General features: G+C 42.7%; 15 protein-coding genes. 7 read left to right on the top strand and 8 right to left on the bottom strand.

Annotated features, from left to right (window positions below; all coding sequences use genetic code 11):
* Positions 1–145: 145 nt before the first annotated feature.
* Together PQG66_RS06075 and PQG66_RS06080 are read left to right on the top strand one after the other, a co-directional pair.
* On the top strand, positions 146–1,804 hold the full coding sequence (locus PQG66_RS06075; RefSeq protein ID WP_272036146.1) for a family 43 glycosylhydrolase: 1,659 nt from the start codon (positions 146–148) through the stop codon (positions 1,802–1,804).
* 21 nt (positions 1,805–1,825) lie between these two features.
* Positions 1,826–3,070, top strand: a complete 1,245-nt coding sequence (locus PQG66_RS06080; RefSeq protein ID WP_272036147.1) for an MFS transporter — start codon at positions 1,826–1,828, stop codon at positions 3,068–3,070.
* Positions 3,071–3,150: 80 nt separating this feature from the next.
* On the opposite strand, the gene arr is transcribed toward PQG66_RS06080, so the two are convergent.
* The 3 genes from arr to PQG66_RS06095 form a co-directional block, all read right to left on the bottom strand.
* Positions 3,151–3,579, bottom strand: coding sequence for an NAD(+)--rifampin ADP-ribosyltransferase (gene arr / locus PQG66_RS06085; RefSeq protein WP_272036148.1), 429 nt, complete (start codon positions 3,577–3,579; stop codon positions 3,151–3,153).
* Positions 3,580–3,881: 302 nt separating this feature from the next.
* Positions 3,882–4,541, bottom strand: coding sequence for a TetR/AcrR family transcriptional regulator (locus PQG66_RS06090; protein WP_272036149.1), 660 nt, complete (start codon positions 4,539–4,541; stop codon positions 3,882–3,884).
* Positions 4,534–5,736 carry an MFS transporter gene (locus PQG66_RS06095; RefSeq protein WP_272036151.1) on the bottom strand — a complete coding sequence of 401 codons (1,203 nt, stop codon included), beginning with the start codon at positions 5,734–5,736 and terminating at the stop codon, positions 4,534–4,536. Before PQG66_RS06095 ends, PQG66_RS06090 begins: the two co-directional genes overlap by 8 nt.
* 139 nt (positions 5,737–5,875) lie before the next feature.
* On the opposite strand from PQG66_RS06095, the gene PQG66_RS06100 reads away from it, so the two are divergent.
* A complete protein-coding gene (locus PQG66_RS06100) occupies positions 5,876–6,616 on the top strand; it encodes a class I SAM-dependent methyltransferase (protein WP_272036152.1) in 741 nt (246 codons plus the stop codon).
* Positions 6,617–6,853: 237 nt separating this feature from the next.
* On the opposite strand, the gene PQG66_RS06105 is transcribed toward PQG66_RS06100, so the two are convergent.
* Together PQG66_RS06105 and PQG66_RS06110 are read right to left on the bottom strand one after the other, a co-directional pair.
* Positions 6,854–7,471, bottom strand: coding sequence for a TetR/AcrR family transcriptional regulator (locus tag PQG66_RS06105; protein WP_272036153.1), 618 nt, complete (start codon positions 7,469–7,471; stop codon positions 6,854–6,856).
* A 285-nt stretch (positions 7,472–7,756) separates the two neighbouring features.
* Positions 7,757–8,014 (bottom strand): GlsB/YeaQ/YmgE family stress response membrane protein, encoded by a 258-nt coding sequence (locus PQG66_RS06110; RefSeq protein WP_272036154.1) that lies wholly within the window; start codon positions 8,012–8,014, stop codon positions 7,757–7,759.
* A gap of 173 nt (positions 8,015–8,187) precedes the next feature.
* Here PQG66_RS06110 and PQG66_RS06115 point away from each other — a divergent pair, with 173 nt between their 5' ends.
* From PQG66_RS06115 to PQG66_RS06130, 4 genes are all read left to right on the top strand, one after another.
* Positions 8,188–8,895, top strand: coding sequence for a response regulator transcription factor (locus PQG66_RS06115; protein WP_272036155.1), 708 nt, complete (start codon positions 8,188–8,190; stop codon positions 8,893–8,895).
* A 14-nt stretch (positions 8,896–8,909) separates the two neighbouring features.
* A complete protein-coding gene (locus PQG66_RS06120) occupies positions 8,910–10,322 on the top strand; it encodes a sensor histidine kinase (RefSeq protein ID WP_272036156.1) in 1,413 nt (470 codons plus the stop codon).
* Between the two features lie 113 nt (positions 10,323–10,435).
* A complete protein-coding gene (locus PQG66_RS06125) occupies positions 10,436–11,158 on the top strand; it encodes a hypothetical protein (RefSeq protein ID WP_272036157.1) in 723 nt (240 codons plus the stop codon).
* A 281-nt stretch (positions 11,159–11,439) separates the two neighbouring features.
* Positions 11,440–12,345: a cation diffusion facilitator family transporter gene (locus PQG66_RS06130; protein WP_272036158.1), complete on the top strand. Its 906-nt coding sequence runs from the start codon at positions 11,440–11,442 to the stop codon at positions 12,343–12,345.
* Between the two features lie 126 nt (positions 12,346–12,471).
* On the opposite strand, the gene PQG66_RS06135 is transcribed toward PQG66_RS06130, so the two are convergent.
* The 3 genes from PQG66_RS06135 to PQG66_RS06145 all read right to left on the bottom strand — a co-directional run bounded on the left by PQG66_RS06135 (position 12,472) and on the right by PQG66_RS06145 (position 13,768).
* Positions 12,472–12,942 (bottom strand): ferritin-like domain-containing protein, encoded by a 471-nt coding sequence (locus PQG66_RS06135; protein ID WP_272036160.1) that lies wholly within the window; start codon positions 12,940–12,942, stop codon positions 12,472–12,474.
* A 103-nt stretch (positions 12,943–13,045) separates the two neighbouring features.
* Entirely contained in the window at positions 13,046–13,516 is a 471-nt protein-coding gene (locus tag PQG66_RS06140) for a hypothetical protein (protein ID WP_272036162.1), read from the bottom strand.
* 63 nt (positions 13,517–13,579) lie between these two features.
* Positions 13,580–13,768: a hypothetical protein gene (locus PQG66_RS06145; RefSeq protein ID WP_272036164.1), complete on the bottom strand. Its 189-nt coding sequence runs from the start codon at positions 13,766–13,768 to the stop codon at positions 13,580–13,582.
* Between the last annotated feature and the right edge of the window lie 215 nt (positions 13,769–13,983).

The raw sequence follows: 13,983 nt of genomic DNA on the forward strand, positions 1-13,983 counted from the left end.
TTGCTTGATCAATGTAATATAAACCGGAGTCTCCCAGATTGAAAAGGGTAAAATCACATGTCAATAAAAAGAAAGCGCTTATTTGGAATCGCTTTAGTCTGATCGTATGTACTGCTATTTTTAAAAAATTGAAGGGGGTATAGATATGAATCACATCATCAATCCAGTTATACCAGGTATGGCTCCTGATCCGTCTATTATTCGTGTTGGAGAAATGTATTACATCGCTACATCTACGTTTCATTGGAATCCTGGAATTCAACTGTTTCAGTCCCGGGATCTGGCTCACTGGGAGCAGATCGGGTCGGCTTTGAATAAAGGTGAGATCAATCTGCGTGGAACGAATACGCCAGCCGGTATCTGGGCACCACATTTATCTTATGATGCTGATACACAAAAATATTGGTTAACCTTTTCCCATATGGTCAATATGGCTGGACGTGAATTTAATGCGGATTCGTATATCATGTGGGCAGAGGATATCACAGGACCATGGTCAGAACCCGTCTATCTCACTTCCATCGGTTTCGATCCAGCTCTATATCACGACGATGATGGTAAACATTATGTATCGATTCTCGAATGGGAGATTCGCACAGGGTACCAAGCTCCAGGACATATCGTCATTGCAGAGGTAGATCTGGATCGCGGAAAAATTATCGGATCTTGGCATCGGGTAACCCAAGGTTTCACAACTAGGGGATGTGCTGAGGCACCACAACTATACAAGCATAACGATTATTATTATTTAATTCTGGCAGCGGGCGGTACCGGGTATGCACACGGTGTGGAGATTGGTCGGTCGAAACATGTCTTTGGACCGTACGAACCGCATCCGTCGGGAGAACCGATCATCACATCTTCGCCGCGGCATTTGTTCTCACTTGGTGATCCGGACGCAGGGCATTTTGAGATGTATAATCCTCATTCCATTATGCAGAAGGCGGGTCATGGCTCTTTAGTGGAAACGCATACCGGCGAGTGGTATATTGCACACTTGATGTCGCGTCCATTAGAGGACAAGCTTCTGAATCCGCTGGGCCGAGAGACTTCTATTCAGAAGATGGAGTGGACCGAAGATGGATGGCTGCAAATGAAAGACGGTTCCAATCTGGCTAAGATGGAAACGGAGGGGATGTCAGGTATAACCATCTCCGGCGCGTTCTCCCATGACTTGTTTGATAACTTTGATGAGAAGAAACACAAGTTACACTTCATGACTCCTTATCGGGAGCAGACGGAGGAATGGGTCAATACAACAGAACGCCCAGGATACTTACGCATATACGGACAAAACTCTCTGTTTTCACAAGTAAATCCAGCTATTATGGCGACACGGGCTACCTCTTTCCAATATGAACTGCATACTCATGTGCAATTTCATGCTGATCATTATTCGGAAACGGCAGGTATGGGATTGTATTACGATTCGAATAACTGGCTATATGCTCATCTGACATATTCTGAATCCGCTAAAGGTATGATTCTTACGGTCCTTCAGGCGAAACTTGGAGAACGCATTGAATACGTTCATCATCAGGTGAATGTGCCTGATCATCGAGCCGAGCTGAAGCTGACTTACCATAGTGGTACTGCCAATATTTCATATCGTTTTGAGAAAAATCTGGACTGGCAGGTGCTGGTGGAAGGTGTCGACGTCTCGTATCTGTCAGATGAAGGCGTTAACGGTGAACCAGGCGAGATTGGCGGCTTTACAGGACTATTCAACTTCATCGGCTCAGTCGATGCCCATCAGCATGATTCCTATGCAGATTTTGATTTTTATTCCGTAAAAAATGATTAGAAACTAGAGAGGACGTAAGACATGAGTACCCGTACAATTCCATTGAAACGTTTAATTCCAGGTTTAATTATCGGACCTGCTACTTGGCTTGGGCCATACATTGCCACTTCGAGCTTATTTTTGCCAGCTCTGATTCAGCATCTCGATGCGGCTAACAAAATTAATATTCTAGCGCTATTCTCAGCGCTCGGTATGATTGTAGCCGCGTTATCCAATATGGCGGCCGGTTATTTATCAGATCGTACAAGATCACGTTTTGGTAAAAGAACACCTTGGCTTGTAGCTGGATCATTCGTATTTATGTTAGCCATGATCTTTGCCTCCATGAGCCCGAATATACCGATGTTGCTCCTTAGCTGGATGATTGGTCAAGTTGCATTGAACTTTATCGTCGCACCAATGGTTGCGTGGATTGATCTGGCACCAGAAGGGGGAAGAGGGTCTGCCTCATCTGCTTACGGCGGTCTAGGTATGGCATTAGGTAATAACGGCTTTACCATTCTGGCAGCCCTATTTTTGGGTCAATTTCGATTGGGTTTTATCATTTTTGGTATCATTACGTTTGTAGGTACGATTATTGCAGCTGTTATCGCTCGCGAACCGTCCAATTTGCATGAAAACACAGACATACAGGAATCTCAGACTCGCCAAAAACTGTCTATAAAAGAGGCAATGACCGTTTTTCCAAAATGGTCTGTAGGCCGTGACTATTACTTGGCGCTAATCGGCAAGCTGTCACAAGGGATCGGAAACTTTGCAGTCACGGGATATCTCCTGTTCATTATGACGGACTTTCTGCATAAAGATAATACCTCCACACAACAGTCCATTCAATTAATCAATATCATTATGCTGATTTTTGGTATATTGATGGGATTTATAGCAGGACCGTTGTCGGACAAATTCAACGTATTGAAGTATCCTGTTGGATTGTCTACCATATCTCTCGGTATTGGTGCACTCAGTTTGTACTTTTTGCAAAATGATACAGGAATTATTATTTATGCATTTCTGGCTGGTCTAGGCATGGGGATATGGAACTCCTTGGACAACTTGTTGAATCTGAATGTTATTCCTGACAAAAATCGTGTTGGTTTATTTCTGGGTATATATAACCTGGGTAATACGTTGACACAGGCGATTGCGCCAGTCATCGCTGCATTTATGATCTCCCAGATTGGGTTCTCATCTATATTTATGCTGTCATTTATACTGTCGATCTTTGGTGGGATTTGTATCCTAATGATCAAGTCGGTATCTAGATAATGCCCTAGGGGAACCACAGAAACCGACCGGATAATCATTTTAGCGTAGAAGGTCTATTAAGATCTGGTTAGAATTGAGAATTAATCATAGATCACGTTTTTTCCTTCATCACTTAATTTTTTCAGAGATGAAGTCATATGATGAATCTCTTCATCGGTGTGCCTTTCCCACGAAGCCAGTTCAGCTACAATTTTTAACGGTGATTTAGATCGATATGAACGGGTCGGATTCCCAGGGAATCTTTTATCTGTAACGTTTGGGTCATTTTCAAAATCTCCTAAAGGTTCTACGATATAAATTCTTTCCTTTGAATCCGATCCGTCTCTGTCTTTGGCTAATTCAGCACCCCATTTGGCAGCATTTAATGTAGCAGTGAAGTAGATGTGATTCGATTTTTTGTCTTGGTAATTGGATAAAAATTGTGGTTCTAATAAATCGCCAATGTTCAGTTTAGCTTTTGTCCCGTGAAAAAAAGGACCCGGATCTAAAATTTGTTTATTGTCATCCATAGGGATACACCTCTTCTTATTTCAATTTGTATTTAGCAGTATAGTGTAAGCATTGGCGAAAAAACAGTCTGTTATAAAATTTAAAAAGCGTTATAATTAAAGTAGAGAGAAGGATATCGGACAGAAACGAATATAAAATGTTTGCTTATAAAGTCGCTAACTAGCGGCTTTATTTTATCTCAATACGAATATAGCCATCAGCATAAGCTGATCACTTCTTTGAATAAGAAAGAAGCCAATCCTCTTCATGAATTTACTTTTGTTCCTAAGCAATCATGAGGTGGAAGGCTTCTTTTCATTTTTTATGATGAAGATTTCTGATGTCCTGTATTTTCACTACTTGCATATTGCAGCAACATATCAACAAGCTGCTCCGACATCTGATGATCCAAAGGATGCAGGTCATGGGAGCTATGGGTAACCATCTTCTGAAGCATGCCCATCATGACCGTAAAAATGAACTGTGCCAGTTTAAGCGGTGGGGTGGCGTTCTGGATACTGCCATCGGCAATTCCAGTAGTTAATGCGTTCAGCAGAAAATGTTTTTCCTTACCGACTCGGATAAAGTGCTCATACGTATCTCTGAGATCCGGCTGAAAATGATAAGCTTCAAAATTAATATCAAACAGTTGTATAAAACGGATGTGATCAGGATGCAATTTGGAAAAATGGACCCAGGCATGCAGCATCGATTCAAGCTGCTCATAGCCACTAACAACAGGATTGGCAGCCTGACTGACGGATAGCGTCAATGTCTCGACCAACTGCATCTGAATCGTGAGCAGCAACTCATCGAGAGAGTGGAAGTGTTTATAAAAGGTCACTCGGCTAAGATTAGCCTCTTCACAGACATCTTTAATCTTCACTTGATGTAGTCCGTGCCTGAGAAAAAGCATCTGGCCTGATTCTAACAGTTGATCACGGTGCTGACTTTTTAACTGCTGATGCCAATTTTCATTCACTTGCATATCGGTTTCCTTTCTTGAGACGTTGTGCTTGTATCGTAAGTGATAATGCTGCAAGTAGCATGATAGCGCCAAAAATATAAGGGAAGTTCACGTTCTTGTCAAACAGCAGACCAGCAACCAGCGGACCGAAGACGGTTCCCAAGCTGGAATATGTCGTGTTCAGGCCGGATGCGTAGCCTTGACGGTCCCCAGCACTTTTAGATATCAGTGAGCTAACGGTAGGTCGCAAAAATGCATTAAAAGCAAAGTACAATGCAGATGCAAACAAAAGGAATACCAGATTAACCTTGATTAACATGAGCATAAGAGCAATCGGGGTCATGACTAAGGACAAGCGAATAAGCTTGATCTCACCCCATCGTTTCACGAAAATGTCCAATAGCCAGATCTGGATCACAATACCGATCAAAGCTCCCATTGTAATAATAATCGAGATGGTTGAAGCATCAAAGCCGTATTTATATTCAGCAAAAAGGGAGAATACCGTCTCATAACTCATCAGACCAAAGGTCATGACAAGAATAATCAACAAATAACCAAAATAGGGGACCTTGAATGAACTCCAGATTTGTCCGCCTATGCTAAAGCCTTTTTTCTTCGTAGTAGAGATTGCTCTTTTCTCAGGTGGAAGAGTTTCCGGCAACAGAAGAGTAAGCAGGGCCGCAACCAGCCCCAAACCGGAAGCAACGAAATATGGCATACGCACACCCATCTCGGCAATGAACCCCCCAAGCCCAGGTCCAAGCACCATTCCCAGATTCATTGAAGCTCCGAAATAACCCATACCCTTGGCACGAGTCTCCGGGGTAGTAATATCGGCAACATAAGCTAGATTAGCTGGAACCATCAGACCTAGACTAATCCCCCCGATGAAACGAGCGACATAGAGGAGCGGCAACGATTCCGAGACTGCAAAAATCAGATCAGAGACGACAACAAGAAACATTCCTGCCAAGATCAGCTTTTTACGTCCGAAGCGGTCAGCCCATTGTCCTCCCAGCGGCGAAAATAAAAATTGCGCTGCACCAAAGGCGGCGACCAAAAAGCCCGCAACTGTGCCTCCAGCATGAAACAACTTTAGATACTCCGGCAAAATGGGTATGAGCATTCCTTGTCCTAATAAAGCTATGAACAGATTCAACATAAGAATAAACATCGGTAGGCGGGACGATTTAGGCAGTGAACTCATAGGACTATATTTATCTCTCCTTCTTCAACATTACACAAAATAACAGTTTACAGTGTGTTAACCTTTACGCGATGTAAACTATTATAGTGTGTTATACTCTTTGTTGTAAATACACTTTTTGGGAATAAGGTGAGATATAATGATTGATCACAATAATCAAGAAGAGTATCGGGACCCGATGAACTATGATTTGGAATTTGGCGGGGAAACGGACAAATATGAATTCTTTCTTGAAATGGCGAAAAAGCATTCAGGACAAGTATTGGAACTGGCTTGTGGTACAGGATTAGTTGCATTGTATCTGGCGGAACGTGGAATTCCTGTTACAGGTGTAGATATTATGGAACCTATGCTAGCGTATGCTCGCGTCAAAGCGAAGGACTTGCCCGTGACATTTATTCAAGCGGATGCCCGCACATTTGAATCGGAACAGCGTTTTTCCATGATTTTTCTGACAGGTAATGCATTTCAGGCTTTTCTAAGTGATGAGGATCAGAGGGCTTTGTTACAAACGGTGTATAGTCATCTGGAGCCAGGTGGAGTGTTTGTATTTGAAATGCGGAATCCCGACGGCAATGATCTAACGGATGAGGAAGAAGAGAGCTGGGGAACGTTTGTTGATATAGATGGTGTTACTGTCAAAGTTTCTGGAACCCAGACTTATGATGCTTCCAAGCAGATCATGCACTGGGTTACCATTAGAGATTGGGGACATCGCCAAACAACATCGCGAATCGCTTGTCGATTTACGGATGTGAAGACACTTCAGCAGTTGCTGAAGAAACAAGGTTTTATTCTAGAGAACCAATATGCGAACTGGGATCAGACTGCGTTTCAATCGTCCAGTCCGTTAGTCATTAGTGTGTGTAAGAAAGGTTAATTAGGAATACATAGTTTTGTTGTAAAAAAATATCTCTCTGTTCTTAGCATGTCGATACGATCTGTTTTAACTTTGGTGAAGTGCTTTCCATCAAAAGTGAAGAATCCGAATCATCAGTTTAATTCGTAATAGGCTGATCGCTTAGGATAAGCCAAAACTAAGCCAAAAACCCTCTATTAACGTGCAGGGGGTTTTTGGTGAGGAAAATGAATGACTAGGATAATTAATGACCGTACGTTATCCAATGCGTACACCTTCGATAAAAACGCGTACAATCTTCTCCGCCAAGACGCGATGAGATTCATATTTCTGGCAATCATATTCACGATTCCCCATTAACATTAAGGTTGAGAACGCTTCTGCCAGAAACAACGGATCTTCTTCACGAAATAACTGCTGATCCATAGCTTGTTTGAAATGGGAGGCCAATACTTCATGGATCTGATGCTCCGCTTCACGAATGGCTTGGATTTGCTCTTCTTCCAACAAAGGCTCTGCTTCGCGCATCATGGTTTCAATTTCTCCGTGCGGATTCGCCAATCGAGTCTCGGCTAATCGAATTAATCCTTCTTGCAGATGTTCAGCCTCATCTAGCATGTGTGCAGTAATCTTTCTAACATTCTGTAGCATCGTCGTCATCGCTGCTCTGAATAGATCCGATTTTCCCGCGAAATGATAATATATGGTCGGTTTGGACACACCGCATTTTTTGCCAATCTGTTGCAGTGTCACCATCTCATAACCGAATTCTTTAAAAAGAGTAGATGCGGTATAAACAATCGTCTGTTGTATGGAAATGTCATTGTTCGTCTGCTTCGGTCTACCACGCGAACGTTTGGGTGCTTGCTCTGACATAGAATCGGACACTCTCCTTCACCCATATTCTATGTCAAACGATAAATATAAGCAAAGTATCTTGTAATATTACTAACGGCTTGCGGAAGGGACATAACGCGCCTACGACTACTGAAAAGAGCAGCTCCAGCAGGTTATTCAGGCATTGGAACAGTGGTTTAAAAAATGGAATAAATAAAACAACATATAGATGTTGCTTCGTTTCAAATAAAAAGACTAAAAGCGATAAACCGATCAAAATGGTTTATCGCTTTTAGTCTTTTCTAACCATTTAACGTCTTCGAATTAACGTTTTCGGAATGCACCGCCACGCGCCAGAGCGAAAAAGATCAGAAGCGCAATAATGGCTCCCACAATCGCAGGAATGATATGAAACCCACCGACGACAGGCCCCCTTGCACCAAGCAGCTCCGTCCCTAGCCAAGAACCGATAAAACCTGCGACAATATTTCCAATTACGCCTCCCGGCACGTCACGCCCAATCAGACTCCCACTTAACCAACCGATAAGACCACCAACGATAAGTACCCAGATAAGATCCATGTATTTGTCTCCTTTCTGTTGAATTCTTTATGTTATGTTCAGACCGAGCAACTTGAACCTAGAAGACATGTTTTTTTTTGCCAAAGCATTGTTTATAGTAGATACATTGAGTCATTCCGCGACAATTGATTTAAAAAGGAATGTGCGGATATGCCGAACGGGAGGGATTCCCTTTGAAGAAAATACTCGTTATTGATGATGAAGTCGCCATTCGAGATTTGATTGAGCTGGTACTCAGACGAGAAAGCTACAATGTGCAGACGGCGGGAGATGGCAGAACCGGCCTGAAACAGTTGGAAACGTTTGAGCCTGATCTGGTGGTACTTGACTTGATGCTGCCTGACTGCTCTGGATATGACTTATGCAAGGAAATTACCGGGAAACGTACTATTCCTGTGATCATGCTCTCTGCTAAAAATGAAGTGATCGACAAGGTGCTGGGCCTAGAGCTAGGCGCCGAGGATTATATGACCAAACCTTTTGATAATCGGGAATTACTCGCACGAATCAAGGTGATTTTGAGAAGAAACGAGAGCAGGAAGGAAACAAGTGAAGCGACAGTAGCGCAACCTACACGTATCATGCATGAAGAACTGACATTTGACCTGGAAAACAGAAGAGTGCTAAAGAACGACATGCCTGTCTCGTTGACGGCCAAAGAATTTAAAATTCTGGAAACGCTGCTCAAACGGCCTGACAAAATTTTCACTCGAGATGAACTGCTGCAGATTGGTTGGGGATATGATTTTATGGGAGACAGTCGCAGTGTGGATATGACTATTATGCGATTACGGAAGAAGCTGGAGGACAATGCGGACGAACCGAAGTATGTTAGAACCATCTATGGATTTGGCTATCAGCTTGGAGGTGGCGAGACCTGAAATACGCAACGCGCTTGCTACTGAATTATTTGTTTTTCTCTGTACTGTCCTTTGGCATCATCATATTTCTAGTTAATAAAGCGATTGATTACTACAGTTTCATAACCATCGAAAAACAGATGATGGAGAAAGCGGATCTGTCTGAGCTATCCTTTCGTGAAGTGTTATCACAGCATAGGTCTTCGTCAGGAGAGCCTGAGACCAAGGTGATTGTCAGACTTGCGCTGGAGAAGCTGAAAGCTTCAGGCAAGGAAGTACGTATCTATGATAGCTCCAAGCAGTTACTGGGCTTAGCTGTGGATGGCATCATCATTCATGATGGCAAACCTCTTGTTTTTGATAAAAATATTGAAAAAGCTCTTAGTGGTAGCTATGCCTACACCGTAACGGAAGATCATTTTTTATATTTTGCCACGCCGATTCAGGATCAGTACTATCAAAATGCATATGTGTATGAGTTCGTGGAGGATATATCGTACTTTTATGTCATGATGGATCAGATTCGTTATATTCTGTTTGTAGGTGCCGGCGGATTCATTGTGCTCATTACGTTATCCAGTCTGTGGATTGCAAGAAATACTACAAAGCCGATCAAGATGTTACTCGGGGCTGCACAAAGCTTCTCCAAACGAGAGTTTAGGCGGGTTCATCTGAAGCGTAACGATGAGTTAGGCATGCTCGCGGATGGATTGGATCAAATGGGTCGGCAGCTTCATGATTATATCCAGTACCAGAAACAATTTGTCTCCAATGTATCTCACGAGTTAAAAACACCACTGGCAGCTATTCGTGGCTTCTCTCAATATTTATATGAAGGGGAGAACGAGAATCAGGAACTGCAAAAAATATATGCTCATCTGATGCAAGAATCGGATCGGCTCACCCGCTTGATTAATGAACTCTTATTATTATCCCGATTCGATAAGGCTGATTCCAAGGAATTGGAAGTCGAGAAGACAGAAATTTACGAACTGATTCAGCAAGTCGCCACGAATATGAGAGCCAAGGCTGAGGATAAAGGGATCGAGATTATCACCAGAAGAACGGAGTCGGAAGCGGAAGATGGGCGTACTATGTCAAGAGTCTACGCTAACGTGAATGTAATGCTGATGTCTCATGCGTTCGCCAATCTTGTGGATAATGCGATCAAATACTCAGGAGATCTGTCGCAGATTGAAGTGGAGATGGAACATACTTCGAGCGAGGTGGTTATTCGGGTATGTGATCAGGGCATCGGTATTGCGAGTGATGAGCTGGAGCGAGTGCAGGAACGTTTTTATCGGGCGAAAAATGCTAGCACAGCGAACGGTTCAGGTCTTGGACTTTCCATTTGCAAAGAGATAGTGGAGCGGTTTAATGGATATATTGACATCGAAAGCGAGCTGGGAAAAGGGACGACCGTTACGATTGTTCTGCCCCGTTCATAAGCATGTGCGGATATCGTTAACGTTACAAGATTGATACAATTCTGTTATAAGACTAACAAATGCTTTTTTTATAATCACTTCATAAGAACAAATCACACTTTTATGGAGGGATCATGATGAAATTAATAAATAAAACGGCGGTTTTTATTCTACTCAGTCTCATACTTACGACGGCACTAACGGGCTGCCAGTCCAGTAATGCCACATCTCCGGAGCCTGCGCAGAAGTCGGCTGAACAAAACACATCAGATAAACAGAACATGGGTGAAGAAGCAACAAACTCGGGTAAGCCAACTACTCAAATCTCTGAGGGAGAAGAGGGTGCTGAAGTCATTAAGGAAGGTTCGATGGAGAAAGAAGGCAATGTGGTGCTGAAGGAGCTTGCATTTGTATATAATGGACATACGATTGCCATCTCGGATATTGCGAATGAGGAGCAAATGGAACAGATGCTGGGCAAACCCGATAACCTGAAAACTCATACGTACACTGCTGATGACGGAACCAATATGGACACGTTAATCGGTTTTACGGAAAAAGTGTATACGTATCCCGGTCTGGAGATTAAAACGATTAGCATACCGGAGGGAAAACAGGACTCCATTTTTCATATCGAAATAACAGATCCCAAGTATGTGACAGCTCGGAACATTAAAACAGGCGACAGCCTGGAGACGCTCAAAAGTACGTACCCTGAGGGGAAACTACTCGGTGACGGTGCACCTGACGAGGAGGATGACTTCCGTTACGAACCATCTAATTACGTAGATGTCATGTCGTTTCATATCAAAGATGCGAAGGTAGAGAGCATTCAAATTTACAGCCTTCTGGATTAACGTAATGCAAGATAGCTGACTTATACGTTGTACCTTTCAAACCTGCCATTTCGGCAGGTTTGATCTCGTTTATGGAAGGCTATTTCATAGTTAGATGTACCTTTTGTACATATGAAAAGTACGAGTTTGCCATACACAACTTTGTTGGACTATTATTAAACTCTTGCCGCTCTCAGACTATGTTTGCTTATACTCAAAACGTTTCTCTAGACCCACACAAATGTCCAATGATACCATCATACAAGTGTTTAGAGAGTCAGAGATTGCAGGAGGAACGGAACGTGGATCAACAAAGATATGATAATCTAAAGCTAGGGGAACGCGGGGCGATCATCAGTATCATTGCTTATATCTGTTTGACTGCACTGAAACTGGTCATTGGTACAATGGCTGGCTCTGAAGCACTCAAAGCGGACGGTTTAAATAATGCGACGGACATTGTTGCATCTATTGCGGTATTCATTGGATTAAGGTTTGCGCAACGTCCAGCAGACAAAGATCATACATATGGACACTGGAGAGCGGAAACCGTGGCGTCGCTCGTAGCTTCATTTATTATGATGGCGGTGGGACTGCAAGTCTTGTTCGAAGCTTTCGGTTCTGTATTTCAAGACAAGCATGAATCCCCTGATCTGATTGCTGCGTATACAGGAGTGTTCTGTGCAGGTATCATGGTTCTGGTTTATCGATACAACAAAAGACTGGCCACTCGCATTAAAAGTCAGGCTGTAATGGCTGCCGCACGTGACAATATCTCGGACGCATGGGTGAGTATTGGTGCTGTCATCGGAATTATTGGTTCTCAGTTCGGTTTACCGTGGCTGGACCCTGTAACGGCGATTATCGTTGGTTTGCTCATTTGCAAAACGGCATGGGACATTTTCAGAGAAGCCACGCACCATCTTACCGATGGTTTCGACGTGGATCTAATTCAAGAATATCGGGACACGATTGCTGGGATCGCTGGTGTAGAGACAGTGAAAGAGGTAAGAGCTCGCAATTACGGAAGTAATGCTGTCGTTGATGTGGTTATCACGGTCAAAGCAGATCTGGATTTGCAGCAAGCACATGATATCTGTACCGATGTGGAGAATGAACTTCTGGAGGAACATCAAGTGTATACCGTACATGTTCACGTTGAGCCGGAGCCCGAGCAAGAGAGCAGAATGATAAAAGAATGTATGTAATACTACTTTCTTCAGAAGGATAAAGATAACGTCAAAAAACCAGTAAACAGTATCCTGTTTACTGGTTTTTTGACGTTGTTTATGAAGTTGACGTTGGTTTAACAAACGATTAGACGCAACCTTCAATCATTTGGGCATATTATATATGATCAGATTATTGTACTTATCTGCATGTTTTTGTTCATCCAAAATAATACCCCACACCGTGTCTTTGTAGATTCCGTAGGGTAGACCAAACCAAATTCTTCTGTACTTCTCAACCGCAGCAAGTTCGCCTTGGAATGCCTTTTGTAGGCCAGCAAGATAAGAAGTGACATTTTCGGGAGCTTCACTGCTCACACCTATAATCTCTTGCCCCGAGAGATCCTTGTACATTTCTCTGAACATTTGATTATGTCCGCGTTCATCATTACGAATACCTGTAATGATAGCAGCTTGATAAGGATCAGGAGCCATGCGAATAAGCGCATCATAAAACATTTCATCGTTTCGTTCGCCTTGAACAGCCGATTTCATTAATTCCAACGCTTCAGCAGTGGATGTTGCCCATACAGGTGTAAAAGGTTTTCTGTAGAAATAAGGATACTCTGCGTACATGTTAATTCCCTCCATAACCATGATGAGTTAGAGTATGCACATACGCCTAGGCATGTTAACCTACTAATTATTTTTCATTGAGCCAGACCGAATCTTCATTCCCTTAATAATTAGAACCAGGAGCCGAATGGTCCGGGGACGTTATCCTCAACAGTTTACTGTAACCGTAGGCAAGTACAAACGGCAGAAAATAGGACCAGTACGTCCAGAAGATATTCCAACCGTTGAAATAAACAACATGTCCCATCATTTTGCCGATCCACTCGATTACTGTTAATAAGAGTGCGGCAACAACAATAGACAGCCACGGCCTGGCTTGTTTGACCAGAATCATGTACATCATCACACAGCCTGCAATCGGATATATCCCAAGATCCATCGGAAGGGCAGCATAAGACTGATTGCGTGTGTTCGGGAGGATGTTCCAGAAAAAATTAAAACCGACACTGTTAATACAAGCAGATAGAGCTACACCAAGAGGATAATAGATAACGATGAGTCTATAATGCCCTCGTAAGATCCATAAACCTAACAGTAGGGGGATAATCATTCCTATAATCACGTTAACCAGCATATTGTTTTCCTCCAAATTCTAGCTGCCGTTCTGACTCTGAGCTCTACGTGTGTAGAAATTACCCTAATCCGTCGTTTTTTTCTGTTCAAGCAGACGGTTCACCTTATCTGTTAGAGCATCCAATTTTCGATCATAGTGTCTGTAGGTGTACCATCCGATAACCGCTTTGACTGCAAAAAAGAGCACTGCTGCGATGATCACCAAAATATAGTTATGGGCAATATGTTTTAACCAATCATTAATGTGCTGCATTGTTTACAACCCCCGTCGCATACGTGTGTCATTTGGTTAAGATGCCCATTAAATCTTAAGATAATTCATAAAAGCTAATAAGATCCTTTTGCGTAGAAAGTGTTGCTTTTTGTCGAAATCCATGCTACAGTAGCCATGTAAACGTTTATATTTGCTTTAAACAACATCATATATGATTCAATTTGGCGTGTTACTGTTCGGCAGGCAAGGCTTAA

It is taken from the genome of Paenibacillus sp. JJ-100 (genome assembly GCF_948329825.1).
Classification (GTDB): Bacteria; Bacillota; Bacilli; order Paenibacillales; family Paenibacillaceae; genus Paenibacillus.